Raw genomic sequence first — 25,279 nt, forward strand, 5'->3', positions numbered from 1 at the left:
GCGATTATCCCTTGTCGCCCGGGGTGCAGACGGTGGTGATCCGGCTCGCCGCCTCGCCGATGGGGGCGAGGTCGGGGGCCTTGTTGTTCTCGACGGCCGTGCGGGCCTCCTTGATGCCGCCGTTCATCTTGTCGACCGCCTCGCGGAGTTCGGGGTCGTGGGCGGAGGCGCTGAGCTTCTTCAGGTCGGCGTCGAGGGCGTCCAGGGCCCGGTTGGCCTCCTCGGGGTCGTCCAGGGCCCGGTCGGCCGCCTTGTTGAGCTTGTCGACGCCGTTGACGACGGCGGTGGCGGTTTTGGCGCAATCCACCGCCTTCTGGACGGCGCTGCACGCGGCCAGCGCCGGCGTCGCGAGGGCCAGGACGGCCGCCACGGTGAGCGCCTGGGCGGCGGGGCGGCGCGGGCTGAGGCGGCGGTGGGGACGGGCCATGGACGTTCCTTCCCTTGGGGCGTACGGGGGGTGCGCACGCGAGCCGGGTGCGGCGGCGGCGCGCCGCGGGCTCGGCAAGGGAGGAAACGCCGTACGGGACAAGGGGGTTGACCGGCCGGCGGGGGCGGGGGCGAAGATCAGCCAGCGGGCGGGTGCGGGGCGCCGGGGCGGGCCCCGCATCCCGCACCCGGCGGCGGCCCGGGTCAGAGGGTGCGGGCCAGCGCCTCCTGCTGGGCGGCGTCGAGCGCGGTGCAGCCCGAAACGGCCAGGTCCAGCAGGGAGTTGAGCTCGTCGCGGTCGAACGGCGCGGCCTCGGCGGTGCCTTGGACCTCGACGAAGCGGCCGTCGCCGGTGCAGACGACGTTCATGTCGGTCTCGGCGCGCACGTCCTCCTCGTAGCAGAGGTCCAACAGCGGGACGCCGTCGACGATGCCGACGCTGACCGCGCTGACGGTGCCGGTCAGCGGGCGGCGGCCGTGCTTGATCAGCTTCTTGCCCTGGGCCCAGCCGATCGCGTCGGCGAGGGCGACGTAGGCGCCGGTGATGGCGGCGGTGCGGGTGCCGCCGTCGGCCTGGAGGACGTCGCAGTCCAGGACGACGGTGTTCTCGCCGAGGGCCTTGAAGTCGATGACGGCGCGCAGCGAGCGACCGATGAGGCGGGAGATCTCGTGGGTGCGGCCGCCGATCTTGCCGCGGACGGACTCCCGGTCGCCACGGGTGTTGGTGGAGCGGGGCAGCATGGCGTACTCGGCGGTGACCCAGCCCTCGCCGGTGCCCTTGCGCCAGCGCGGCACGCCTTCGGTGACGGAGGCGGTGCAGAAGACTTTGGTGTCGCCGAAGGAGACCAGTACGGACCCCTCGGCGTGCTTGCTCCAGCCGCGTTCGATGGTGACGGGGCGGAGCTGTTCAGGGGTACGGCCGTCGATACGAGACATGGTTCAGACCCTATCGGCTGCGCCGAGGGCCTCGTTCCGGCGCCGGGGGCGGCCGGGACGAGGCCCTTTGCGTTCGACCGCGCGTCGGGGTCGGGCCCCGGCGCGGTTCACGAACGGTGGCTCACATCATGTCTTCGATCTCGGCGGCGATCGGGTCCGCGTCGGTGCCGATGACGACCTGGATCGCGGTGCCCATCTTCACGACGCCGTGGGCGCCGGCGGCCTTGAGGGCGGCCTCGTCGACGAGGGAGGCGTCGTTGACCTCGGTGCGGAGGCGGGTGATGCAGCCCTCGACCTCTTCGATGTTGTCGAGCCCGCCGAGCCCGGCGACGATCTTCTCAGCCTTGCTGGCCATGTCCACTCCTGCTTGTCTCGGCCGTCGGCGGTTCTGCCGCTCGGTTTTCACACGGTAACGCACGTTCAGCCCACTTCTATGGGCGTTCGTCCGTTACCTGGCGAAGGATGGCGATCACCAAAGGAGGCGTCCGGAACGCACTCCGACAACTGGTCTACACCACAGTATGCGGCACGCGGCGGGCGGGGCGTCCCCGGGCCGGCGCCTCAGGCGGGCGGAGGGTGCGGATGGCTTCGGAGGCGGCGGGGAAGGGGCCGGCGCAACCGGTCCGGAAGCGGGCACAGGCGCTGTTCCAGGGCCTGCAGAAGATGGGCCGCAGCCTCCAGTTGCCGATCGCGGTGCTGCCGGCGGCGGGCATCCTCAACCGGCTCGGCCAGCCGGACGTGTTCGGGGCCAAGGGGCTCGGCTGGGAACACGTCGCCAAGGTCTTCGCGGGCGCGGGCGGGGCGCTGCTGGATTCCGGGTTGGGGCTGCCGCTGCTCTTCAGCATCGGCGTGGCCATCGGGATGGCGAAGAAGTCGGACGGCTCGACGGCGCTGGCGGCGATCGCCGGATTCCTCGTCTATTACGCGGTGCTGCACCAATTCCCGGTGCACTGCCCGGCGGGGCAGAGCTATACGCAGGCGGGGTTGTGGAGCGGGGTGTGCGTCGATGCCGCGGGGAAGGCGACGCCGGCGACGTTCCAGAATCCGGGGGTTTTCGGCGGCATCGTCATGGGCTTTCTCTCCGCGTGGTGTTGGCAGCGGCTGCACCGGGTGAAGCTGGTGGACTGGCTGGGCTTCTTCAACGGGCGGCGGCTGGTGCCGATCGTGATGGCCTTCGTGGGGCTGGCGTTCGCGGCGCTCTGCCTGTGGGTGTGGCCGCCGGTGGGCGACGCGCTGACCTCCTTCAGTCACTGGCTGACGGAGCTGGGCGCGTGGGGCTCGGGGATTTTCGGGGCGGCCAACCGCGCGCTGTTGGTGATCGGGGTGCACCAGTTCCTGAACACCTTCGTCTGGTTCCAGTTCGGGAGTTTCACCACGCCCGACGGCACGGTGGTGCACGGCGACATCAACCGCTTCATGGCCGGCGATCCGACGGCCGGTCAGTTCACCACCGGATTCTTCCCGATCATGATGTTCGCGCTGCCGGCCGCGGCGTTGGCGATCGCGCACTGCGCCCGCCCGCACCGCCGCAAGGAAGTCGCCGGAATGATGCTCTCGGTCGGGCTGACCTCGTTCGTGACCGGGGTGACCGAGCCGGTGGAGTATTCGTTCATGTTCATCGCCCCGGTGCTGTACGGGATTCACGCGGTGCTGACGGGGACGTCACTGGCGGTCACCTGGGCGCTGGGGGTGCACGACAGCTTCAGTTTCTCCGCGGGCCTGATCGACTACGTCATCAACTGGGGCCTGGCGACGAAACCGTGGCTGATCATTCCGATCGGCCTGTGTTTCGCCGTCGTCTACTACCTCCTCTTCCGTTTCGTCATCACGCATTTCGATCTGGCGACGCCGGGACGGGAGCCGGCCGAGGTCGGTGACGCCATGGAACGGGAGAACGTCAAATAGTGACGGGGAGCCCCAAATAGCGTGCGGGCGGCCGGGATTACCCGCGCCGCCCGCCCTTTTTCCCCGCCTTCGCCGGCCCCCGGGTTCGCGCCCCCGGGGGCCGATGGTCATGTGGTCCATACCACTTGGAAGAATGGATTCCTTTACTCCCCCGCTACGTGCTAAGAATGGTCTAAACCACCAGGTGGTTTAGACCAAGGTGTAGACCAACGGCGGGCCGTCTCCCCCTTCTCTCCCAGGGCCCGCGTCCTCCAGGAGGAATCCGATGAGTTCGGCCACCGCCACGAAGGCGGCCCCCGCAAAGAAGCGGGGATCCGGCCTGTTGCAGGGCCTGCAGAAGATCGGCCGCAGCCTCCAGCTGCCGATCGCCGTCCTGCCCGCAGCCGGCATCCTCAACCGCCTCGGCCAGCCGGACGTCTTCGGCGACAAGGGCCTGCACTGGACCGCCGTCAGCAAGGTGTTCGCCGCCGCCGGCGGCGCGGTCTTCGACAACCTGCCGCTGCTGTTCTGCATCGGCGTGGCCATCGGCTTCGCGAAGAAGGCCGACGGCTCCACGGCGCTCGCCGCCCTGGTGGGCTTCCTGGTCTACAGCAACGTCCTCAAGGCGTTCCCGGTCACCGAGGGACACATCGAGAACGGCAAGTGGGTCGAGCCCGTCGTCAACAACCCCGGGGTCCTGGGCGGCATCGTCATGGGCCTGCTCGCCGCGACCCTGTGGCAGCGCTACCACCGCAAGAAGCTGGTGGACTGGCTGGGCTTCTTCAACGGCCGCCGACTGGTCCCGATCATCATGGCCTTCGTCGGCACCGCGGTCGGCGTCCTCTTCCTGCTGATATGGGAGCCGGTCGGCGACGCCATCTCCGCCTTCGGCGAGTGGATGACCGGCCTGGGTGCGATCGGCGCCGGCCTCTTCGGCCTGATCAACCGCGGCCTGCTGCCGATCGGCATGCACCAGTTCGTCAACACCGTCTCGTGGTTCCAGCTCGGTGACTACACCGACGCCGCCGGTAAGGTCGCGCACGGCGACATCGGCCGCTTCTTCGCCGGCGACCCGACCGCCGGCCAGTTCATGTCCGGCTTCTTCCCGATCATGATGTTCGGCCTGCCGGCCGCCGCGCTGGCCATCGCGCACGCCGCCCGCCCCGAGCGCCGCAAGGCCGTCCTGGGCATGATGATCTCGCTCGGCCTGACCTCGTTCGTCTGCGGCATCACCGAGCCGATCGAGTTCTCGTTCATGTTCATCGCCCCGGTGCTGTACGTGATCCACGCCGTGCTGACCGCCGTGTCGATGGCCGTCACCTGGGCGCTCGGCGTCCACGACGGCTTCACCTTCTCCGCCGGTGCCATCGACTACCTGCTGAACTGGAAGCTGGCCACCGAGCCGTGGCTGATCATCCCGATCGGCCTGGCGTTCGCGGCCATCTACTACCTGCTGTTCCGCTTCGCCATCGCCAAGTTCAACCTCCCCACCCCGGGCCGTGAACCCGAGGGAGAGGTCGAGGACCTGACCAAGGCGTAGCCCCCGCGGCCACGCGCACAGGGCCCCGGAACCGCACCGCGCGGTTCCGGGGCCCTTGTCGTTGCCGTCCCCCGTTGCCGTCCCGCCGCGGCGGGGCGGGCTCAGATCTCGTAGACCGCGCCGGCCTTGGCCACCTCGACCGGCCCGTCGTAGACCTTCTGGGCGTCGCGGACGCTGATGTCGGGGTCGGTCCACGGCGGGATGTGGGTCAGCACCAGCCGGGACGCGCCGGCCCGCCGGGCGTGCTCGCCGGCCTCCCGGCCGTTGAGGTGGAGGTCCGGGATGTCCTCCTTGCCGTGGGTGAAGGACGCCTCGCACAGGAACAGGTCGGCGCCCTCGGCCAGCGTGGCGAGCGCCGCGCAGGGGCCGGTGTCGCCGGAGTACGTCAGGGTGCGGCCGCCGTGCTCGATCCGGAAGCCGTACGCCTCGACGGGATGGCTGACCCGCTCCGTGCGCACGGTGAACGGGCCGATGGTCGTGGTGCCCGGGGTCAGCGTCCGGAAGTCGAAGACCTCGCTCATCGCCTTCTCGTGCGGGAGGTCGTCGTGCGCGGCGGTCAGTCGGCGCTCGGTGTCGGCCGGTCCGTAGACCGGCATCGGCGCGCAACGGCCGCCGTCCGGGCGGTAGTAGCGGACGACGAAGTAGCCGCACATGTCGATGCAGTGGTCGGCGTGCAGGTGCGACAGCAGCACGGCGTCCAGGTCGTAGAGACCGCAGTGGCGCTGCAACTCGCCGAGGGCGCCGTTGCCCATGTCGAGGAGCAGCCTGAAGCCGTCGGCCTCCAAGAGGTAGCTCGAACAGGCCGATTCCATGGAGGGGAACGACCCCGAGCATCCGACGACGGTGAGCTTCATACGGGCGTGAACCTCCATGGGCTGGGGGCACCCCCACCCGGCGAGGCCGGTGAGGGTGGCGGCCGGCGGTGCCGAAAACGGTCCCGACGCGGTGCGGTGCGGGGCTGCTGCCGGGTCCTTGGCGGTCGGTGCGGTGCCCATGAGCGTACGGCTCACAGGGGCGCGCGGCGCCGTAGGTGGGGCGAGCTGTGGGCGGAATCACCAGTCCGGGTGGGGGTGGGGCCGCGGGCCGCACCGCGCTTCCGGTGGGCGGAAGTTCCGCCCCGAAGACCCCCCGCGGCCGCGCGCGGCGGATGCACGAGGGGGTGGCTCCGGCGGTCGCCGCGAGCCACCCCCTCCGGGTGCGTGGGGCCTACGCCCAGAGCTGCCCGTGCAGCGTCGCGATGGCCGCCTCGGTGGACTCGGCGGTGTAGACGCCGGTGGAGAGGTACTTCCAGCCGCCGTCGGCGACGACGAAGACGATGTCGGCGCTCTCGCCCGCCCGGACCGCCTTGCGGGCCACGCCGAGGGCGGCGTGCAGTGCCGCGCCGGTGGAGATGCCGGCGAAGATGCCTTCCGTCGCGAGGAGTTCACGGGTGCGGCGGACCGCGTCCTCGGAGCCGACGGAGAAGCGGGTGGTGAGGACGGACGCGTCGTAGAGCTCGGGGATGAAGCCCTCGTCGAGGTTGCGCAGGCCGTAGACGACGTCGTCGTAGCGCGGTTCGGCGGCGACGATCTGCACGCCGGGGACGTGCTCGCGCAGATAGCGGCCGACGCCCATCAGCGTGCCGGTGGTGCCCAGGCCGGCCACGAAGTGGGTGACCGAGGGCAGGTCGGCGAGGATCTCGGGGCCGGTGGTGGCGTAGTGGGCACCGGCGTTGTCCGGGTTGCCGTACTGATAGAGCATCACCCAGTCCGGGTGCTCGGCGGCGAGCTCCTTGGCGACCTTCACGGCGGTGTTGGAACCGCCCGCCGCGGGCGAGGAGATGATCTCCGCGCCCCACATCGCGAGCAACTCCCGCCGCTCGGCGGAGGTGTTCTCCGGCATCACGCAGACGATGCGGTAGCCCTTGAGCTTGGCCGCCATGGCGAGCGAGATGCCGGTGTTGCCGCTGGTGGGCTCCAGGATCGTGCAGCCGGGGGTGAGCCGACCGTCCTTCTCCGCCTGCTCGATCATGTGCAGCGCGGGCCGGTCCTTGACGGAGCCCGTGGGGTTGCGGTCCTCCAACTTCGCCCAGACGCGGACGTCCTCGGAGGGCGACAGGCGCGGCAGACGGACGAGCGGGGTGTTCCCGACCGCCGCCAGCGGGGAGTCGTACCGCACCTCAGACCCGCCCGACGGAACCGGACATCGCACCCGAGCCCCCGGCGACGGCCGGCAGGATCGTCACGCTGTCGCCGTCGGCGAGTTCGGTGCCGATGCCGTCGAGGAAGCGCACGTCCTCGTCGTTGAGGTAGACGTTCACGAAGCGGCGCAGCTCGCCGCCGTCGTCGACCAGGCGCTCGCGGATGCCGGCGTGCCGGCCGTCCAGGTCCTTGAAGAGTGCGTCGAGGGTGACACCGCTGCCCTCGACGGCCTTCTGGCCGTCGGTGTAGCTGCGCAGGATGGTCGGGATGCGGACCTCGATGGCCATGGGAGTGCTCCTGTCGGAGTTCGACGATGCGGGGGCGGGTGCGGTGCTGCGTGCGGTGCCGTGGCGGGACACGGCGGCGGGGCGTACCGGGCGGCGCGGGCCCGTGCGGGCGGATGCGGCACGGTGCCGGGGCGGCGGGCGGCGGTTACGCGGCGCAGCGCGGACAGATGGCGCTGGAGAGGCGGCACAGGTCGATGTGCAGCCGGGCGACTCCGCTGCCGAAGGCGCCCAGGAGGCCGGACGCGGCGCGGCGCGTGGCGAGCGGGGCGTGCGTGCGCACACCCGTCCTCGGCCCGCTCGTTCCGCACACGACATGGTCAACCATGCGGTCATCGTATCGATTCCCGGTCCGGGTTCTGGAACCTCGTCCCATGATGCGGACGTTCGCCGCACGCCAGGTGGGACGCGGATCGGGCCCGGTCCCCGGCGCCCGCCGTGATCGGGGGCGAACCCCCAGGTCACGGCCGTCGCTCGACCCCGGCATGAGGTCGGCCACGCGTCAGGCGTAGCTCTCCACTATCCGGACCTCTTCCTCGGTGACCTCGCCGTCCACGATGCGGAACGAGCGGAACTGGAAGGGGCCGGCGTCGTCGGCGTCGGCGGTGGAGACCAGGACGTAGTGGGCACCGGGCTCGTTGGCGTAGGAGAGGTCGGTGCGCGAGGGGTACGCCTCGGTGGCGGTGTGCGAGTGGTAGATGATGACCGGCTCCTCGTCCCGGTCGTCCATCTCGCGGTAGAGCTTGAGCAGATCGGCGGAGTCGAACTCGTAGAACGTGGGCGAGCGGGCCGCGTTGAGCATCGGGACGAACCGCTCGGGGCGGCCGCTGCCGGCCGGGCCCGCGACCACACCGCAGGCCTCGTCGGGGTGGTCCTGGCGGGCGTGCGCGACGATCTGGTCGTGGAGGGCCTTGGTGAGGGTCAGCATGCGGCCCAGGATAGGAGGGACGTGCGAAGCACGCGGTTGAGGGTGGTGGCGGGCGGACAGACAGCCGGGCCCGCGCGTACCGACAGGTGGTACGTGCGGGCCCGCATGCTGGACAGGTGGTGCTTTCGGCCGGCTGTGGTGCTCCCGGCCGTCAGCCCTTCTCGGCCGGTTCGGCGGGCGTCCGGGCCAGCAGTGCGGCGTCCCGGCGCTTGATCGCGAGGTAGCCGACGGCCAGCATGACCGCCCAGACGGGGGCCGCGTAGAGCGAGATCCGGGTGTCCGGGTCGACGCCCATCATCACGATCACCATGCCGATGAAGGCGAGCGCGAAGATCGAGGTGAACGGGGCGCCGGGGGCCTTGAATTCGGACTGCGGCAGCTCGCCGCGGTTCGCCTTGGCCCGGTAGCGCAGGTGCGACAGGAGGATGACGATCCAGGCCCACATGCCGGAGATGGTGGCGAAGGAGACGACGTAGTTGAACGCGTCGCCCGGCCACTGGTAGTTGATGTAGACGCCGACCAGCATCAGTGCCACGGAGATGCCGGTGCCCCACGTGGGCAAGCCGTTCTTGCTGAGCTTGGTGAAGAACTTCGGGCCCTGGCCGTTGAGCGCGAGGTCGCGCAGCATCCGACCGGTGGAGTACATCCCGGAGTTGGCCGAGGAGAGCGCCGCGGTGAGCACGACGAAGTTGACGATGCCCGCGCCGGCCGGCAGCCCGATCTTCTGGAACGCGGCGACGAACGGGCTCACGCCCGGCTTGAAGTACGTCCAGCTCACGACGGACAGGATGATGATGAGCGCGCCGATGTAGAAGAGGCCGATCCGCCACGGCACGGTGTTGATGGCCTTGGGGAGCACCTTCTTCGGGTTGGTCGCCTCGCCCGCGGTGACGCCGACGAGTTCGACGGCGAGGAAGGCGAACATCACGATCTGAAGGGTCATCAACGTGCCGCCGATGCCCTTGGGGAAGAACCCGCCGTCCGACCAGAGCAGGGTGAACGAGGCGGTGTCACCGGCCTTGGAGAAGCCGAGCGTGATGACGCCGAGGCCGATCAGGATCATGCCGATGATCGCGGTGACCTTGACCATCGAGAACCAGAATTCCAGTTCGCCGAAGATCTTCACCGAGATCAGGTTGATCCCGAACAGTGCGACGGTGAAGACCAGTGCGGAAACCCATTGCGGTATTCCCTTGTTCCAATACTGGACATAGGTGGCCGCGGCGGTCACTTCCGTGATGCCGGTGACGACCCAGAAGAGCCAGTACGTCCAGCCCGTGACGAAGCCGATGAACGGGCCGAGGAATTCCCGGCCGTACTCGGAGAACGAGCCGGAGACAGGCCGGTACATGAGCAGTTCGCCCAGGGCCCGCATGATGAGGAAGATGACCAGACCGACGATGGCGTACGTCAGGATGATGCTCGGTCCGGCCTTGGAAATGGCCTTGCCTGCTCCGAGGAACAGTCCGGTACCGATGGCGCCACCAATGGCGATCATCTGGATCTGGCGATTGCCAAGACCCCGCTGGTAGCCCTCTTCGGGAGCCCCTCCAGCCGCCTCGTTGCCGTCGCGATGCTTGTCGACCTGCACAGAGGTCATGAGTGGTGCGCCTTTCTCCATTCCGACCCGGTTCTGTCCGGATCGGGTCCCGATCCCCCCGGATGGAGTTCCTGCACGCCGACGGTCGGTCGGCTCAGCGCTCCCGCAGCGACAGGGGTGGCGTCACTCACGGCAGGTCGAGAACTTTTATCACGACCTGCCGGAGATCGACCAGAGATCAGGTGAGGCATTCCACAGAGAAATCAGGACAAAGCGCGAAATCCTCAACACAGCGCGCGGTCGTATTGATGCGATCGTTATCCGGATTTGAGCCTCCGCTGAGCGAACGGAGAGTAACCGGCCGGCTGGTGCGCCCCGTTGCGCGCCGGCGCCGCCCGCGGCCCCGCTCTCAGCCCATCAACGCCTCGACGAGCGTCTCCTGGAGCCCGCCCAGCCAGAAGTAGGCGAGCACCATCGGCTTGCGCGGATCGCTGTCCGGCAACCGCAGCAACTCCCCGCCGTCGTCCTCGTCGGTGACCTCCAGGCGCGTGCCGATGGCCAGCCGGAGGTCGTTGAGCGCGCCCAGCCACTGCCGGCACTCGTCGGGCTTGAGCCGCAGCACCGCGCCGCCGTTCTCGGCCGACAGCGCGTCCAGCGCCCGGACCAGCGCCAGCGCGTCCTCGCGCTTGCGGGCCCGCAGGTCGTTCTCGGTGTAGCGGCGGAACTCGGCGGAGGCGGCGCGGACATCGTCGTCCGGCACCCGGTCCGGGCCGCCGTAGGCGTCGGGGAAGAGGCGGGCGAGCACCGGGTCGGACGGCGGCTCGCTGGGGCCCTCGGCGAAGAGCGCGGCCAGCATGTCCTGTTCGCCGCCGGCCTCGGGCTCGGTGCCCGGACCGATCAACTCCAGCAACTGCACGGCCAGGCTGCGCAGGATGGAGATCTCGACCTCGTCGAGCGGGGCGGCGGCGCCACCCCCGGGCAGCGGTTCGAACTGGCCGGTCATGCGCGGTCCTGCTGGAGGGTCGCCCACAGGCCGTAGCCGTGCATCGCCTGCACGTCGCGCTCCATTTCCTCGCGGGAGCCGCTGGAGACCACCGCGCGGCCTTTGTGGTGGACGTCGAGCATCAGCCGGTGCGCCTTGTCCTTGGAGTAACCGAAGTACGTCTGGAAGACGTAGGAGACATAGCTCATGAGGTTCACGGGGTCGTTGTGAACGACCGTGACCCACGGGACGTCGGGCTCGGGCACCTCGAACGGGGCCTCGTCGGTCTCCGGACGCTCGATCTCGACCGGGACGCTGAGGCGGCCGTGATGTGGCCGCAGTGTGCTCATGGGTGACGGGTGGGCGCTCACAGGGCCCATGCTGCCACCCAGGGGCGGGGGACGCACAAACGACCCCAAGGCGCCCCGCACCATCGTGCCGCCCGGGGCACGGTGCGGCCCCCGGGACCACTATCGTCAAAGTGACGAGTACGGGGGGTAGCATCTCCCCTATGAACACAGCAGACCTGGGGCTGCCGGTGGCCGTGCCGTCGACGGCACTCTTCACCGACCAGTACGAACTCACCATGCTGCAGGCCGCGTTGCGGGCCGGCACCGCGGACCGGCGGTCGGTCTTCGAGGTCTTCACCCGGCGGCTGCCGGAGGGGCGGCGCTACGGCGTGGTGGCGGGCACCGGCCGGGTCCTGGACGCCGTGGAGAACTTCCGCTTCGACGACACCATCCTGGGCTTCCTGCGGGAGCGCGGGATCCTCGACGGACCGACCCTGGACTGGCTGGCCGACTACCGCTTCCGCGGCGACATCTGGGGCTACCCGGAGGGCGAGGTCTACTTCCCCGGCTCGCCGATCATGCGCGTCGAGGGCACCTTCGCCGAGGCGGTGGTGCTGGAGACGGTGATCCTGTCGATCCTCAACCACGACTCGGCGGTGGCCGCGGCCGCGTCCCGGATGGCGGTGGCCGCCGGCGACCGGCCGCTGATGGAGATGGGCGCCCGGCGCACCCACGAGCTCTCGGCGGTGGCCGCGGCCCGCGCCGCGTACGTCGGCGGCTTCCACGTCACCTCCGACCTGGCGGCCGGCTTCCGCTACAACATCCCCACCGTCGGCACCAGCGCGCACGCCTTCACGCTGCTGCACGACAGCGAGCGGGACGCCTTCACCGCCCAGGTCGACACGTTGGGCAGCGGGACGACGCTGCTGGTGGACACCTTCGACGTCACCGAGGCGGTGCGGACCGCCGTGGACGTGGCCGGGCCCGGCCTCGGCGCGGTGCGGATCGACTCCGGCGACCTGCTGCTGATCGCGCACCGGGTGCGGCAGCAACTGGACGAACTGGGCGCCACCAAGACCAAGATCGTGGTCACCAGCGACCTCGACGAGTACGCCATCGCCTCGCTGGCCGCCGCGCCGGTGGACGCGTACGGGGTCGGCACCCAACTGGTGACCGGCAGCGGGCACCCGACCTGTTCGATGGTCTACAAGCTGGTCGCGCGGGCGGACAGCGACGAGCCGGGCGCGCCGCTGCGGTCGGTGGCGAAGAAGTCGATGGGCGCCAAGTCCTCGACCGGCGGCCGGAAATGGGCGGCGCGGCGGCCGGACGAGCACGGGGTGGCGGAGGCCGAGGTGGTCGGTACCGGGCCGGTGCCGGCCGAGTTGACCGACCGGCTGCTCCAGGTGCCGCTGGTCACCGGCGGCACGGTGGTGGCCCGGGAGCCGCTGGACGCGGCGCGCAGCCGGCACATCGCGGCCCGCGCCGGGCTGCCGCTGTCGGCGACGCAGCTCTCCCGCGGGGAGCCGGTGCTGCCCACCGAGTTCGTCTGATCGGACCCGTCCGGCGCCCTCGGCGGACGGGCGCGCGAACCGCGTCCGTCCGCCCCTCCCCCCGCGCGCCCACAGTGGCTACCCTCGGTCACACCACATCCCGCGCCCCTCACCCACCCAGCCGGAAGGCACGCACCATGCACCGGGCACTGATCGTCGTCGACGTCCAGAACGACTTCTGCGAGGGCGGCAGCCTCGCGGTGGCGGGCGGCGCGGACGTCGCGGCCGCCATCACCGACCTGGTCGGCGCCGCGGCCGGCAGCGGCTACCGCCACGTCGTGGCCACCCGCGACCACCACATCGACCCGGGTGACCACTTCTCCGACCACCCCGACTACCGCACGTCCTGGCCCGCGCACTGCGTGGCGGGCACCGAGGGCAGCGGCTTCCACCCGAACTTCGCGCCGGCGATCGCCTCCGGCGCGGTGGACGCGGTGTTCTCCAAGGGCGCCCACACCGCCGCGTACAGCGGCTTCGAGGGCACCGACGAGAACGGCGTCCCGCTGGCGGAGTGGCTGCGCGCGCGGGGCGTGACCGACGTCGACGTGGTCGGGCTGGCCACGGACCACTGCGTGCGCGCCACCGCCCTGGACGCGCTCGCCGAGGGGCTGCGCACCCGGGTCCTGCTGGACCTGACGGCGGGGGTGGCCCCGGAGACGACGGAGCGGACGCTGGCGGAGCTCCGGGAGGCGGGGGCGGAGCTGAGCGGCAAGCCGGTGGTCGTCGGCGGCTGACGCACCCCCGGCCGCCGGCTCGTCCTCAAGCGTCGGACGGGCCGGAACGGGCGGCCCGTCCTCACACCCCGGACGGGCTGGACTTGGGCGCTGACCAGCCCATCGGGGGCCGGTCGGGGTGCGGCCGGGTGGCCGTCGGGGCGGGCTTCTGGGGACGGAGGAGGGTGCGTATGGGGTGCCACGACTCGGTGTCGTCGTCCGGGGCCTCGCGCCAGACCAGGCCGTCGGGGTGGTGGAGCACCGCGGTGATCTCGTCGGGCGTCGGCGGCTCGGTGTTGCCGCGCAGGTAGACGGCGCGCAGGCCGAGGTTGCGCAGCCTGGTCAGGGCGCGCGAACGGTTCACCGCGTGCACCAGGACGCGGATGCGGCGGCCGCCGTCGTACGGGCTGCAGAGCGGCCCCTGGCCCGGCCTGGGCAGCGAGAGGGCGACCACCACGCTTCCGCCGGGAAGCCGCGCGAAGCCACCTCTGGTCATCGTCATATCTCCCCCGTGAGACTCGGCGTCAACAAGGAACTGTAAGACGCATCTAAACGCCTATCGGCCGCCGCCCGCTAGGGGGCGGCGGCCGATAAGACGCTGACCTGCGGGTTTTACTTTCTACTTGTGGGCAGGGCCGACCGTGAGGATCACCGAGGCGCCGTCCTTGGCCTCCTTGCCGACCGTGATCTTGGTGTTGGTGTCAGGAACACGCACCCCACCGGTCGGGTTCGCCGGGTCGACGTAGGAGCCGTGGCGGTCGTCGAAGACCGGCACCCCGGGCTTGGCGGCGATCTTCACCGTGGCGCCGTCCTTGTGCAGGGTGAGGGCGTCGGTCCGGGCGTGGGTGAAGGTCGAGTCGTAGGACTGGAAGCGGTTGCGCATCAGCGAGCCGTCGGCCCAGCGCTCGGCCCGCGGGTGGGCGTCGACCGGGAGGATACGGCCGACCCCGGGGTGCACGCCGACGTTGTTGTCCCGCTGCGAGGTGTCCCAGAGCCAGATCAGCACGCCGTTCTGGTACGGGAAGTGCTCGACCCAGGACGGGCGGGTGCTCTTCCAACCGAAGTTGTACGGGCCGGACTTGAGGGTCCGGTCGTAGGAGACGTACTGGCGGTTCTCGGCGAGGTAGTACTGCGGGTAGTCCTTGGTGAAGGACGCGCCGATCCGGGAGAAGCCGTCGGCGGTCCAGCCGTTGTCGCCGGCCTCGGCGCCGTCGGTGAACAGCGGGGCACCGTCGGCGGTGAGGGTGAGGGCGTCCGCGGTGAAGCCCTTCTGCGCCACTCCGCCGTCGGTCTGGTAGCGGAAGCGCAGGCCGATCTTCTTGCCGGCGTAGGCGTCCAGCGGGAAGGAGAGGTCCTGGTGGGAGGCGACGGTGCCGGTCAGCGCCGGCTTGCCGGAGGCGTCCCGGGGCAGCGGCGCGCCGCCCGCGGTGCCGTCCAGCGAGGTCCAGGTGGCGCCACCGTCGGTGGAGACCTCGGTGTAGAGGAAGTCGTAGTCCTTCTCGATGTCCCACCAGCCCTTGAGGGTGAGCGCGGCGGTGGACCTGCCGGTCAGATCGACCGTCCTGGTAAGGGTGTTGGCGAGGTTGTCGCCCATGCCGCTCCACCACTGCGCGGCGCCCTCGGCCGGCTTGACGATCTCGGTGGTGACCTTCTTCGCGGGCAGCTCGACGACCAGGGCCTGCTTGTTCTTGGTGTTGTACTCGGCGACGCCCAGGGTGTGCCGAGAGGGCGTCGCGGCCTTGGCGGTGGCGTAGTTGAGCCAGCCGAGCTGGAGCTTGTCCCAGGCGCCGAGGTCGCCGGGGAGGTCGCCGATGGCGTCCTTGCCGCGGCCGAGCCAGGAGCCGGCCGACATCAACGACCAGAAGTCCACCGAGGATTCGCCCTTGCCGGTGGTGTCGTACTCGTCCGGCAGGCCGAGGTCATGGCCGAACTCGTGGGCGAAGACGCCGAGTCCGCCGTTCTCGGGCTGCATGGTGTAGTCGCCGACCCAGAACCCGGTGTCGCCGATCTGGGTGCCGCCGGCCTTGTTGTCCGCGGGCCCGGTCCTGCCGGCGTCGGTGCCGTACGCGTACCAGCGGTGCGCCCAGATCGCGTCGGTGCCCTGGGCGCCGCCGCCGGCCGACTCGTCCTCGCCGGCGTGCACGATCTGGAAGTGGTCTATGTAGCCGTCGGGTTCGTTGAAGTTCCCGTTGTGGTTGTAGTCGTTGCGGTCCCACTGGTCGTACTGGGCGAGGTCGGCCTTGATCTGGGCGTCGGTGCGGCCCTTGGCCTTCTGGTCGGTGACCCACTGGTTGACCGCGTCGCGGATCAGGTCCCAGGCGTTGGGGCAGTTGGTGGAGCCGCAGTAGTTGGAGCCGTAGCGGGCCTCGTTCCACGGGACGCGGACCCAGTCGGAGACCTGGCCGTCCACGGAGTAGCGGCCCGAGGACTGCCGCTCGTAGTACTTCGCCAGCGACTCCTTCTTCTTGTCGTGCGAGAAGTAGAGGTCCTGGTAGTGCTGCCGGTTGAAGTCCGCCTGCCAGGCGGTGCTGTTGTCCTTCTTCCGGTCCGGCCTGGCGATCTGGTTGTGCGCCGGGCCGGGGGTGCCGCCGTACTTCTTCACCGGGGGCAACGGGCCGTCGCCGTCCGGGTCGTACGTCGTGGTGTCGTCGACCTTGTCGCCGAAGTCCACCAGGATCGTGAAGATCTTGTCGGTCTTCTGCCGGGCGAGCTCGACGTACTTGCCCTTGCCCAGCTTGACGACCTTGGAGCCGCCGCGCTCGCTGGCCTGCGCGTCGCCGGAGATGACCTGCCGGAGCGCCTCGGTGCGCTGCGCCGTCCGGCGTTCGCTGAAGGGGCCCTTGAGGTCGTGGGCGTCGGCCCGTTCGGGGGCCGGGTCGTGGCGGACGGCGGCCGCGGCGGCCGGCGGGGCGTCGGCCGCGGCCGTCCCGGGAGCGAGAACGGCCGCCCCGGTCGCGGCGAGCGCGGTGGCCAGGACGGCCGTTCCGTAGAGTCTTCGGTGGCGTCTCACGTGGTAAAGCCCTCCCCATCAACTGGTCAACTATGGAGGGCATTTGACCGGATGGATCGGGGAAAAGACAGATCTTGACGTGTACGTGAGCGCCCAAGTACGTTATCCGGCTCGCGTTTCACAGCTAACGGACAGCGGACGCACAGGTTCCGGATGACGTTCCGGGCGGCGGGTCACCCCGGAGGGATATGCCCGACGGGCATGCGCCCCCGCCGCCAACAGGCCGGACGCCGCGCCGGGCGTTCCGGCGCCCCGCTCCGCCACCGTCCCGTGCGCCCCCGTGCTCCGGGCCGGTGGATTAGGCCACGCTTACCTGCCGTTCCGCTCGGGCACAAGGAACCGTAGGCTCGCCCGTTGGCACACCGTCGCTCGCCCGACGCCCACAACCACCCTTCTGTCGCCCCTTTTCGAGGACGGAATCCGCCATGCCTCGTCCGACCACCACCCAGCTCGTCTACGGTTCGGCCACCGTCTTCCTCTCCACCCTCGCGATGCTGCTGCTCTCGCAGACGCAGACCGGGATCGGGGTCGCGGTCATCGCACTGGCCGGCCTCGGGCTGGGACTGCTGGTCGCGATGACGGTGCCGATGCCGGGAATGTCGCGGGTGGTGCGCCGGGGCGGCGCGGGCGCCCCGGCCCGCGGCCGGGCCCCGCTGCGGGCCGTGCCGACCGCGGGCGAACGGCTGCCGCGCCAGCGGACCGGCGCCCGGGTCGGCGGGCGCACCCGCTGAGCCCCCGACGGACCCTCACCCTCAGCCCGTGGCCACCACCACGGTCCGGGCCGCCTTGTCGTGCAGGCACTGCTGGTACGGCTTGTCCCAGGTGCACCACAAGACGTTGATCAGCCAGAAGATGAAGCCGCAGCAGGGGATGATCTCCGGCAGGGTGTAGACCGCGGCCCGGGTCCACCCGGCCACCGGCGTCGGGGTGGCGCCGTCGGCGAGCATCGCGACCCGGATCCGCATCGCCATCTTGCCGACCGTCTGGCCGCGGGCGGTCAGCATCAGCCCCTCGTAGATCAGGTAGACCAGCATCGTCACGCCGGAGACCGTCGCCTGCTTGCCGGTCTCCACGTTGCTGGTGCTGAAGTAGTCCACCCAGCCGACGATCGCGTTCATGATCAGGGTGACCGGGACGCCGATGAGGATCGCGTCGATGATCCGGGCCAACAGGCGCTTGCCGCGGTGGGCCAACGGCGGCATCCCCGCCAGGGGATCGGCCCCGTACTCCCCCGCGCCGTAGGGACCGCCCGCCGAGGGGCCGCCGTAGGGGCCACCCCCGTAGGACGGTGGGGGGCCGGCGCCCGGGGGCGGCGGGGGCGGCGGGCCTCCCGGGGGTGGGGGGCCGCCCGGTGGCGGGGGGCCGGCGCCCTCACCCGGGCCGGCGCCGTACGGGGAGCCGTTGCGCGGGGAGTCGTGCGGGGCTCCGCCCGCGCCGGGCTCGGGCGGCTGCTTCTGGAACGGGTCGTTCTCCGGCGGTTCGCCGGGGCCGGGGCGGGGCTGGTCGGTGCTCATGGCCCGAGTCGACCGCCTGCGGCCGGGCGTCGCATCCGCCGGCGTCCGATCGGGGTACCCGGGCCGTCAGGGCGGGTGACGGCCCGGGAACGCGGGGGTGACGGTCAGTCGGACGCCCGGTCGGCGGCGACGAAGGTGCGGGCCACCTTGTCGTGCCAGCACTGCCGCCAGGGCTTGTCGACCAGGCACCACAGGGCGTTGACCACGCCGACCACCGCGACGCCGAGCACGCCGTAGACCAGCCAGCGCTTGACGGCCTGCATCGGCTCCGGGGTGTCGTGGCTCTCGATGTCCAACACCCGCACGCCGCACAGCTTCTTGCCGAGCGTGCGGCCCCACTTGAGGGTCGGCAGCACCTCGTAGAGGCCGCCGCCGACCAGGACGACGGCCAGGATCGTCAGGAAGACGGGGGCGGTGGTGCCGTCGACCAGATAGACCGTCACCTGGTGGCCGGACTGCCTGGCCGCCTCGACCTTGGCGTCGAGGTGGTCGGTGACCGTGGACCACAGCGGCAGCGCCACCGCGAGGGCGACCACGGCCAGCACCAGGGTGTCGATCAGCCGGGCCGCCAACCGCCGCCCCAGCGCGGCCGGATGGCCCTGCGCGGCCTGCGCGGCGGCGAAGAAGACGTCGGCGGTCGGCGGCTTCCAGGGGATGACGCCGTCGTCGCCGGCGGGGCCGCCCTGCGGCGGCAGGCCGGGCGCGGGCGCCGGGGCGGCCGGCGGCTGCTGGGCGGCCGGGGGCTGCTGGGCGGCCGGCGGCCGGGGCGCCTGGGGGCTCTGCGGGGCCGGCGCCCCGGTGGACGGCAGGGACTGCGGCGCGCCGCCGGCCTGGGGCGGCTTGCCCGCCGACGGGAGCCGGAAGGCCATCGTCTCGTTCTTGACGGCGGGCCGGGGGCCCTCGGCGGCCTCCGGGCGGACCGCGCGGAAGGCCGTGGTCCCCTGGTCCGCGGCGGGCGCCTGGCCGGGCCGGACGGCGCGGAACGCGGTGGTCCCCTGGTCGCCGGAGCCGCGGCCGGCCGCCGGGGTGCCGGTGCGGAACGCGACCGTCCCGTCGGTCGGGACGTCCGCGGGGAGCGCGGCCGCGCCGGCGCCCGCGGCCTCCTCGGGCTCCGCGGCGCGCTGCGGCGGGAGCCCGGGGCCGCCGGCCTGGGTGCCCGCGGGGGCCTGCCCGGACGGGCCCCAGGAGACCCGGCCGTCCTCGCCGAAGCCGGTCTGCCGGGAGGCGTCGGCGTGCCAGGAGGGCGCCCCCTCCTGGCCGGTGCCGGCGGCCTCGGGAGCGGACCCGGCCGGCGTCACGGCACCGGGCCCGGTCGCCGCCGCGTCGTCCAGGAAGACCGGGCCGGTCTCCTCGACGGCGGCCGGCGCGCGGGTCACCGGGGCCACGCCGGGCGGCGGCGCCGGCATCGGCTCGCCCTCGGCAGGGGCCGGACGGCTGGTGCCCGGGACCCATGCGGCGCCGTTCCAGTAGCGGATGTAGCCGGGGATGGACGGGTCCGGGTAGAAGCCTGGCGTGGGGCTGCCGCCGGCGGATCCTGCGGTGGGGGAGCTCATGTCCGAAGTCCCGTATCTGTTCTCGGCCTGGTGAATGTCGGGGGCAGTCTGCCGCAACGCGGCGTCCATATCCATCGGGCCCCGCGTCGTAACCGTGTTCTTCCCCTGCCCCGACAGCCGCCGCCGACGCGGGAGATGGACGCGGAAAAGAATTTCTCCGAAGTCGTGTAAGAGTCCGGCCGCCGGTCGCTCTCTCCTTGCGCGGGCCCGCACACGGACCCGCGCGAGGAAGCCGGAGAGAGGCGGAAAGCAATGAACACAGTGGTGGAACGAGAGTTGGAGCTGGGCCTGGTGCTGTCGCCGGAGCGCTCCATCCCGGTGCCGGCGCGACTGACGTACCGGACCGACGACCCCTATGCCGTCCACATCGCCTTCCACGTCGGGTCGGACTGCCCCGTTCACTGGACGTTCGCCCGGGAGTTGCTCGTCGAGGGCGTCTTCCGACCGTCGGGCGAGGGCGACGTCCGGGTCTGGCCGACGAAGCTGAACGGCCGCAGCCTGGTCTGCATGGCGCTCACCTCGCCCGACGGGGACGCCCTGTTGGAGGCGCCGGCCGCCGCGGTGTCGGCCTGGTTGGAGCGCACCCTGCGGATCGTCCCGCCGGGCTCGGAGAGCACCCACCTAGGCATCGACAAAGGGCTGAACGCGCTGCTCGCCCTGACCTCCCGGGACGACGCCGGTCCGGGCGGCACCTGGCCGTCGGACGAATCACCCGAACCGGGGGCGTGAGCGGTGGCCTCCCGTCCCTTCCCACCGAACGCCCGCCGCGCCGGGGAGTTATGCCCCCTCGTCGCGGTACGCCTCCAGCAGCCGCAGCCACACCTCGCTGATCGTCGGGTAGGCGGGCACCGCGTGCCAGAGGCGTTCCACGGGCACCTCACCGGCGACCGCGACGGTCGCCGCGTGCAGCAGTTCGCCGACCCCGGGGCCGACGAAGGTGGCGCCCAGCAGCACCTCCCGGTCCAGGTCGACGACCATCCGGGCCCGGCCGCGGTAGCCGTCGGCGTACAGCGACGCCCCGGCCACCGCGCCCAGGTCGTGGTCGACGACCCGGACCCGGTGGCCGGCGCGCTCCGCCTCGGCCGCGGTCAGGCCGACCGCGGCGGCCTCGGGGTCGGTGAAGACGACCTGCGGTACGGCGTGCCGGTCCGCGCTGGCGGTGTGCGCGCCCCAACGGTCGGTCTCCAACAGCGGGACCCCGCGGGCCCGGGCGGCGATCGCGGCGCCGGCGATCCGGGCCTGGTACTTGCCCTGATGGGTGAGGAGGGCACGGTGGTTGACGTCGCCGGCGCCGTAGAGCCAGCCACCGGGCACGCCGGTCACCCGCAGGCTGTCGTCCACCTCCAGCCAACCGCCCGGCGTCAGGCCGACGGTCTCCAACCCCAGGTCCTCCGTACGCGGCGCCCGCCCCGTGGCGATCAACAACTCGTCGGCGACGATCTCCCCGTCCGCCGCGCCGTCCAGCAGCACGGTGACCGGCCCGCCCGGCGCCTCCCGGCGCACCTCGCGCACCTCCACCCCGGTCCGCAGGAGCACCCCCGCCTCGGCGAGCGACTCCGCGACCAGGTGGCCCGCGAACGGTTCCATGCGGGGCAACAGCCCGTCCCCGCGCACCAGGAGCGTCACCGAGGCCCCCAACGCCCGCCAGGCGGTGGCCATTTCGACGCCCACCACGCCACCGCCGACGATCACCAGCCGGCCCGGCACGCTCCCGGAGCTGGTGGCGTCGCGACTCGTCCACGGCTTCGCCTCGACCAGCCCGGGCACGTCCGGCAGCACCGGGCGGCTGCCGGTGCACACCGCGACCGCGTGCCGCGCGTGCAGCGTCCGCCCGCCGTCGACGACCACCTTGCGCGGCCCGGCGAGCCGTCCCCGGCCGCGCACCAGGTCGATGCCGGCCCCGTCCAGCCAGCGGACCTGCCCGTCGTCCTTCCAGTACGAGGCGAACGCGTCACGGTGGGCGAGCACGGCCGGGGCGTCCAGCGGCCCGTCGACCGCGTCCGACACCCCCGGCACCCGGCGCGCCTCGGACCGCGCCACCACCGGCCGCAGCAGCGCCTTGCTGGGCATGCACGCCCAGTACGAGCACTCCCCGCCCACGAGTTCGTGCTCCACCAGCACCGCGCTCAGCCCGGCGGCGTGCACCCGGTCGGCGAGGTTCTCGCCGGTCGGCCCGCCGCCCAGCACGATGACGTCGTAGAGGTCCTGGTACCGGTCCTCCGCGGCCGTGCCGCCGGAGGTCGCTCCGTTCTCCGCACCCGCTCGGGTCGCTTCGTTCGCTGACATCGGCGCTCGCTCCCTGCGCATGGATGGGCCGGGCCACGTCCCGGGCCCTCCCGGCCATCGTGGGCCCCCCGCGGGCTCACCGCATCCGGCGCTCGACCGCTTCCTTGGCCTCGGCCAGCCCCGCGCCGGTCCCCTCCCGGTACACCTTGATCGCGTGGATCGTCTTCCCCTCCGCGAGCAACGCGTCCACCTCGGCCAACCACGGCTCCGCCGGCTCCGCCACCTCCAGGTGCGCCATCAGAAGGTCCACCTTCTTCTCCAGCCGCGCCAACCGCCGCTCCAACGGCTTGGTCCGACGGTCGAAGGAGGTCGCGAGCACGGCAACGGCCAGCACGAACACGGCCAGAGCGGTAAATGTGGTGTCCATGCCGGAAGCGTAGGCCGCCCGGCCCGGGGGTACGGTCAGCGATGGCCGGGACGGCCCGCCCGGACCGGCCACGCCCCGGGCTCAGGCGGCCAACTCCCCGCTCTTCACGGCGAAGAGGAAGGACGACCAGCCGTCCGCCGGGAAGACCAGCACCGAGCCCTGCGGAACCTTGCTGTCACGCACGGGGACCACGCCGGGGAAACCGGGGGCTACCTCGATGCAGTTGCCGCCGTCGCGGTCGCTGTAGCTGCTCTTGACCCAGGTCGCCGCGCTCAGCCGGTACTTGTCCATGCTGCCCGTACCTCTCCATCGCCTCGCTGATCACAGCGGCAGACTCACGGGCCGACAACACGTCCGCCCTGAGCACATCATAGGTCTGGCTGTGGCGCGCGTAGACGGCCGGATCGTCGTTGAAATGGCCACTGTTCAGCGATTCCGAGTAGACCCACTCACCCCCGTCGGGCAGCGTGATCAACGACATCGACGTCTTGGGTCGGACGAGTCCGGCGCGGGCGGCCGGAGCGACCTGGATCCGGATATTGGGGCGCTGCCCCACTGTCAGTAGGTGTGCGCACTGGTCACGCATGACGGCCGCGCTCCCCACCACATTGCGCAGACAGCTCTCGTCCAACACCGCGATATACAGCGGGCCGTCAGCGGCAAGGAAGCGTTGTTGTCGGCTCATCCTCGCCCTGACGCGTTCCGCCGCGTCCTCGCCACTCGCGATGTCGGAGAACAGCGCCCATGCGTAGTCCTCGGTCTGCAACAGACCCGGCATGACCTGGGACTGGTACTCGCGCAGGGCGACCGCCACCGCGTCCATGTCCGCCCGGCGCCTGAACCAGTCGGGATGCGCCACCTCCGGATACCAGTTGATCTTCCCCCACATCTTCAGCAAGACCCCACCCGTGGCGAGGAGTTCGTCGCACTTCTTGGCGAAGGTGCCGTGCGGTACGCGGGTGCCCGCCTCGACGCGAGCCACGTGTGACCGGTCGCAGGGGATCTTCCCCGCCAGTTCCTGCTGGGTCAGCCCCGCCGCCTCCCGGTAGTGCCTCAACACCTCCCCGAACACCGCGGCATTGGTGGCGGCCGTTCCCCCCGTGGCATTGCGTCGACTCACGCTTCCCCCTTCGTGACAGTAGGCGAGTGGCACGCGCCGGGCATTGCACCCCGGGACTCCGCAGAGCGACGCTGTACACACCCAACGTAACGGGTCGAGGGTGGCGCGATCCGCTGCTCGCACAAGACCCCCGCGACCGTGCGACCGGTCCGGGGGCGTGGCCACCAACTTCAAGGGAGTTGACGACATGACGCACCGTATCGCGAGCCTTCTTCTGCCGCTGCTGCGGCTCTTGCTTCCGGCCGTCGGGCGGCATCGAGCGGAAGGGGCGCGCGTCCGCGGAATGGAGGTCGCCGCATGACGGATCGTGCCGACGACACGCCGCGGCTGCTGCCGTGGACGACCCCGGACGGGAACCCGTGCTACCTGCTCCCCGGCGACGGGACCGGGTACGTCTCCCGGCTGGCCGACCGGATGGAGGCCGAGCAGCTCGGCGCCGCCGCCGCGCTCATCGAGGAGGCGGAACAGATCCTGACCGAGCGGCGCTGGACCCCTGGCGAACTACAGCTCCTGACCGTGGACTTGAAGAACTCGCTGACCGCCACCTACCGGGTGGCCACGAGCCGCGGGGCCCGGCTGCCCGCACCGGACGACGATCCCGGCGCGGCCCCCGAGGGCGGGGACGAACGGCGGCGCCGGCCGTAGTCGTTCCCGCCCCCGGGCGGATCCCCTAGGGGGTCGAAGCCATGGGCACGACAGGGGCCGGCGCCCCCTCGGGGCCTAGAACAACTTTCCCGGGTTGAGGATTCCCAACGGGTCGAAGACCGCCTTGATGCCGCGGTGCAACTCGACGCCGTCCGGGCCGAGTTCGCGGGCGAGCCAGTCCTTCTTCAGGACGCCGACGCCGTGTTCGCCGGTGATGGTGCCGCCCAGCCGGAGGCCGAGGGCCATGATGGCGTCGAACGCCTCGCGGGCGCGGCGCTCCTCGTCGGGGTCGGCGGGGTCGAAGCAGACCAGCGGGTGGGTGTTGCCGTCGCCGGCGTGCGCGCAGACGCCGATGGTCAGGTCGTGCTCCTCGGCGATGGCGGCGGCCCCCGCAAGCATCGCGGCGAGCTGCGAGCGGGGCACGCAGACGTCGTCGATGAGCATCGCGGGCTTGAGCTTCTCCAGGGCCGGGAAGGTCAACCGGCGTGCCTGGAGGAGGAGTTCGGACTCGGCCGCGTCGTCGGCGGGGACCACCTGGGTGGCGCCGGCCGCCTCGCACAGCGCGCCGACCGCGGCGAGGTCGGCGGCCGGGTCGGGGGTGTCGAAGGCGGCCAGCAGCAGCACCTCGGTGGTCTCCGGCAGGCCCATCTGGGCCATCGCGTTGACCGCGCGGATGCTGGTGCGGTCCATGAGCTCCAGGAGGGAGGGGGTGTGCCCCTCGGCCATGATCCGGCAGACCGCGTCGCCGGCCTCCGTCACCGACCCGAACTCGGCCACCATGGCGAGCTGTTGGGGCGGCTCGGGCTTCAGCGCCAGGGTGGCGCGGACCACGACGCCGAGGCTGCCCTCGGAGCCGACGAAGAGACGGGTGAGGTCGTAGCCGGCCACGCCCTTGGCCGTGCGCCGCCCGGTCTTGATCAGCCGGCCGTCGGCCAGGACGACCTCCAGGCCGAGCACGTACTCGGCGGTGACGCCGTACTTCACGCAACACAGGCCGCCGGCGGCGGTGCCGATGTTGCCGCCGATGGTGCACGACTCCCAACTGGACGGGTCCGGCGGGTAGTAGAGGCCGTGCTCGTTGACCGCGCGGGAGAGGACGGCGTTGATCACGCCCGGCTCGACGACCGCGATCCGGTCGACGGGGTCGATCTCCAGGATGCGGTCCATCTTGACCAGGGAGAGGACGATGCAGCCCTCGGTGGCGTTGGCGGCGCCGGAGACGCCGGTGCGGGCGCCCTGCGGGACGACCGGCACGCGCAGTGCGGTGGCGGTCCGCATCACGTGCTGGACCTGCTCGACGGTGCGCGGCAGGACGACCGCGGCGGGGGTCCCGGCGGCGCAGAAGTTGGCGTTGTCCCGGGCGTAGGAGTCGGTGACGTCGGGGTCGGTGAGCAGCGCGTCCTCGGGGAGCCCGGCGCGCAGGCGTTCGATGAGGTCCATGTCCGTAGCGTCGCATCCGTGGGCCGTGCACGGAAGATCGTGTTCGGCCCACGGAAGAGACGACTTCAGGCGGTGCCGCTGTCGGAGCAGC

Annotated in this window: 27 protein-coding genes; 7 read left to right on the forward strand and 20 right to left on the reverse strand. The window is 71.7% G+C overall.

Going from position 1 to position 25,279, the window contains the following annotated elements; all coding sequences use genetic code 11:
- Positions 1-4: 4 nt before the first annotated feature.
- From ACIQU6_RS12560 to ACIQU6_RS12570, 3 genes are all read right to left on the reverse strand, one after another.
- Entirely contained in the window at positions 5-427 is a 423-nt protein-coding gene (locus ACIQU6_RS12560; protein ID WP_403481607.1) for a hypothetical protein, read from the reverse strand.
- A gap of 203 nt (positions 428-630) precedes the next feature.
- Complete coding sequence (gene rph / locus ACIQU6_RS12565) at positions 631-1,362, reverse strand: ribonuclease PH (protein WP_403481608.1); 732 nt, start codon at positions 1,360-1,362, stop codon at positions 631-633.
- Positions 1,363-1,483: 121 nt separating this feature from the next.
- On the reverse strand, positions 1,484-1,723 hold the full coding sequence (locus ACIQU6_RS12570; RefSeq protein WP_078970859.1) for a glucose PTS transporter subunit EIIB: 240 nt from the start codon (positions 1,721-1,723) through the stop codon (positions 1,484-1,486).
- Between the two features lie 221 nt (positions 1,724-1,944).
- Between ACIQU6_RS12570 and ACIQU6_RS12575 the strand changes: the two genes are divergently transcribed.
- Positions 1,945-3,267: a PTS transporter subunit EIIC gene (locus ACIQU6_RS12575; protein WP_403481609.1), complete on the forward strand. Its 1,323-nt coding sequence runs from the start codon at positions 1,945-1,947 to the stop codon at positions 3,265-3,267.
- 265 nt (positions 3,268-3,532) lie between these two features.
- Positions 3,533-4,786: a PTS transporter subunit EIIC gene (locus ACIQU6_RS12580; RefSeq protein WP_403481610.1), complete on the forward strand. Its 1,254-nt coding sequence runs from the start codon at positions 3,533-3,535 to the stop codon at positions 4,784-4,786.
- A 101-nt stretch (positions 4,787-4,887) separates the two neighbouring features.
- Here ACIQU6_RS12580 and ACIQU6_RS12585 read toward each other — a convergent pair whose 3' ends face one another.
- From ACIQU6_RS12585 to clpS, 8 genes are all read right to left on the reverse strand, one after another.
- On the reverse strand, positions 4,888-5,640 hold the full coding sequence (locus ACIQU6_RS12585; RefSeq protein ID WP_403481694.1) for an MBL fold metallo-hydrolase: 753 nt from the start codon (positions 5,638-5,640) through the stop codon (positions 4,888-4,890).
- A 352-nt stretch (positions 5,641-5,992) separates the two neighbouring features.
- Positions 5,993-6,943, reverse strand: a complete 951-nt coding sequence (locus ACIQU6_RS12590) for a PLP-dependent cysteine synthase family protein (RefSeq protein WP_403481611.1) — start codon at positions 6,941-6,943, stop codon at positions 5,993-5,995.
- Position 6,944: 1 nt separating this feature from the next.
- Positions 6,945-7,253 (reverse strand): MoaD/ThiS family protein, encoded by a 309-nt coding sequence (locus ACIQU6_RS12595; RefSeq protein WP_403481612.1) that lies wholly within the window; start codon positions 7,251-7,253, stop codon positions 6,945-6,947.
- A gap of 145 nt (positions 7,254-7,398) precedes the next feature.
- Positions 7,399-7,533: a putative leader peptide gene (locus tag ACIQU6_RS12600; protein WP_342456966.1), complete on the reverse strand. Its 135-nt coding sequence runs from the start codon at positions 7,531-7,533 to the stop codon at positions 7,399-7,401.
- Between the two features lie 219 nt (positions 7,534-7,752).
- Positions 7,753-8,178, reverse strand: coding sequence for a Mov34/MPN/PAD-1 family protein (locus ACIQU6_RS12605; RefSeq protein WP_403481613.1), 426 nt, complete (start codon positions 8,176-8,178; stop codon positions 7,753-7,755).
- Between the two features lie 151 nt (positions 8,179-8,329).
- Positions 8,330-9,778 (reverse strand): amino acid permease, encoded by a 1,449-nt coding sequence (locus ACIQU6_RS12610; RefSeq protein WP_403481614.1) that lies wholly within the window; start codon positions 9,776-9,778, stop codon positions 8,330-8,332.
- A gap of 349 nt (positions 9,779-10,127) precedes the next feature.
- On the reverse strand, positions 10,128-10,721 hold the full coding sequence (locus ACIQU6_RS12615) for a DUF2017 domain-containing protein (RefSeq protein ID WP_403481615.1): 594 nt from the start codon (positions 10,719-10,721) through the stop codon (positions 10,128-10,130).
- Positions 10,718-11,050 (reverse strand): ATP-dependent Clp protease adapter ClpS, encoded by a 333-nt coding sequence (gene clpS, locus ACIQU6_RS12620; protein WP_403481616.1) that lies wholly within the window; start codon positions 11,048-11,050, stop codon positions 10,718-10,720. The genes ACIQU6_RS12615 and clpS overlap by 4 nt, the downstream gene beginning before the upstream one ends.
- A gap of 161 nt (positions 11,051-11,211) precedes the next feature.
- Here clpS and ACIQU6_RS12625 point away from each other — a divergent pair, with 161 nt between their 5' ends.
- Both ACIQU6_RS12625 and ACIQU6_RS12630 read left to right on the forward strand, forming a co-directional pair.
- Positions 11,212-12,540 carry a nicotinate phosphoribosyltransferase gene (locus ACIQU6_RS12625; protein WP_403481617.1) on the forward strand — a complete coding sequence of 443 codons (1,329 nt, stop codon included), beginning with the start codon at positions 11,212-11,214 and terminating at the stop codon, positions 12,538-12,540.
- Positions 12,541-12,677: 137 nt separating this feature from the next.
- Complete coding sequence (locus tag ACIQU6_RS12630; protein ID WP_403481618.1) at positions 12,678-13,274, forward strand: isochorismatase family protein; 597 nt, start codon at positions 12,678-12,680, stop codon at positions 13,272-13,274.
- 61 nt (positions 13,275-13,335) lie between these two features.
- Here ACIQU6_RS12630 and ACIQU6_RS12635 read toward each other — a convergent pair whose 3' ends face one another.
- Together ACIQU6_RS12635 and ACIQU6_RS12640 are read right to left on the reverse strand one after the other, a co-directional pair.
- The gene (locus ACIQU6_RS12635) at positions 13,336-13,755 is read right to left on the reverse strand and encodes a hypothetical protein (RefSeq protein ID WP_403481619.1); all 420 of its coding nucleotides are present in this window, start codon (positions 13,753-13,755) and stop codon (positions 13,336-13,338) included.
- A gap of 117 nt (positions 13,756-13,872) precedes the next feature.
- Positions 13,873-16,263, reverse strand: coding sequence for an immune inhibitor A domain-containing protein (locus ACIQU6_RS12640; protein ID WP_403481620.1), 2,391 nt, complete (start codon positions 16,261-16,263; stop codon positions 13,873-13,875).
- Between the two features lie 425 nt (positions 16,264-16,688).
- Here ACIQU6_RS12640 and ACIQU6_RS12645 point away from each other — a divergent pair, with 425 nt between their 5' ends.
- Positions 16,689-16,994: a hypothetical protein gene (locus ACIQU6_RS12645; RefSeq protein ID WP_403481621.1), complete on the forward strand. Its 306-nt coding sequence runs from the start codon at positions 16,689-16,691 to the stop codon at positions 16,992-16,994.
- A gap of 21 nt (positions 16,995-17,015) precedes the next feature.
- Here the strand turns inward: ACIQU6_RS12645 and ACIQU6_RS12650 are convergent, their stop codons facing one another.
- Positions 17,016-17,777: an RDD family protein gene (locus ACIQU6_RS12650; protein WP_403481622.1), complete on the reverse strand. Its 762-nt coding sequence runs from the start codon at positions 17,775-17,777 to the stop codon at positions 17,016-17,018.
- Positions 17,778-17,881: 104 nt separating this feature from the next.
- Positions 17,882-19,330 carry an RDD family protein gene (locus ACIQU6_RS12655; RefSeq protein WP_403481623.1) on the reverse strand — a complete coding sequence of 483 codons (1,449 nt, stop codon included), beginning with the start codon at positions 19,328-19,330 and terminating at the stop codon, positions 17,882-17,884.
- Positions 19,331-19,582: 252 nt separating this feature from the next.
- Here ACIQU6_RS12655 and ACIQU6_RS12660 point away from each other — a divergent pair, with 252 nt between their 5' ends.
- Positions 19,583-20,059, forward strand: a complete 477-nt coding sequence (locus ACIQU6_RS12660) for an SsgA family sporulation/cell division regulator (RefSeq protein ID WP_403481624.1) — start codon at positions 19,583-19,585, stop codon at positions 20,057-20,059.
- A 48-nt stretch (positions 20,060-20,107) separates the two neighbouring features.
- Here the strand turns inward: ACIQU6_RS12660 and ACIQU6_RS12665 are convergent, their stop codons facing one another.
- From ACIQU6_RS12665 to ACIQU6_RS12680, 4 genes are all read right to left on the reverse strand, one after another.
- The gene (locus tag ACIQU6_RS12665) at positions 20,108-21,616 is read right to left on the reverse strand and encodes a dihydrolipoyl dehydrogenase family protein (protein WP_403481625.1); all 1,509 of its coding nucleotides are present in this window, start codon (positions 21,614-21,616) and stop codon (positions 20,108-20,110) included.
- Between the two features lie 76 nt (positions 21,617-21,692).
- On the reverse strand, positions 21,693-21,983 hold the full coding sequence (locus tag ACIQU6_RS12670) for a hypothetical protein (protein WP_403481626.1): 291 nt from the start codon (positions 21,981-21,983) through the stop codon (positions 21,693-21,695).
- Between the two features lie 81 nt (positions 21,984-22,064).
- Positions 22,065-22,202 carry a DUF397 domain-containing protein gene (locus tag ACIQU6_RS12675; protein WP_403481695.1) on the reverse strand — a complete coding sequence of 46 codons (138 nt, stop codon included), beginning with the start codon at positions 22,200-22,202 and terminating at the stop codon, positions 22,065-22,067.
- Positions 22,159-23,103: a Scr1 family TA system antitoxin-like transcriptional regulator gene (locus ACIQU6_RS12680; protein WP_403481627.1), complete on the reverse strand. Its 945-nt coding sequence runs from the start codon at positions 23,101-23,103 to the stop codon at positions 22,159-22,161. Before ACIQU6_RS12680 ends, ACIQU6_RS12675 begins: the two co-directional genes overlap by 44 nt.
- 297 nt (positions 23,104-23,400) lie before the next feature.
- Here ACIQU6_RS12680 and ACIQU6_RS12685 point away from each other — a divergent pair, with 297 nt between their 5' ends.
- Entirely contained in the window at positions 23,401-23,748 is a 348-nt protein-coding gene (locus ACIQU6_RS12685; RefSeq protein ID WP_403481628.1) for a hypothetical protein, read from the forward strand.
- Positions 23,749-23,823: 75 nt separating this feature from the next.
- Here ACIQU6_RS12685 and ACIQU6_RS12690 read toward each other — a convergent pair whose 3' ends face one another.
- The gene (locus tag ACIQU6_RS12690; protein ID WP_403481629.1) at positions 23,824-25,188 is read right to left on the reverse strand and encodes an FAD-binding oxidoreductase; all 1,365 of its coding nucleotides are present in this window, start codon (positions 25,186-25,188) and stop codon (positions 23,824-23,826) included.
- Positions 25,189-25,279: the final 91 nt, after the last annotated feature.

Source organism: Streptomyces sp. NPDC090442 (assembly GCF_044769405.1).
In the GTDB taxonomy this organism is placed as follows: Bacteria; Actinomycetota; Actinomycetes; order Streptomycetales; family Streptomycetaceae; genus Streptomyces.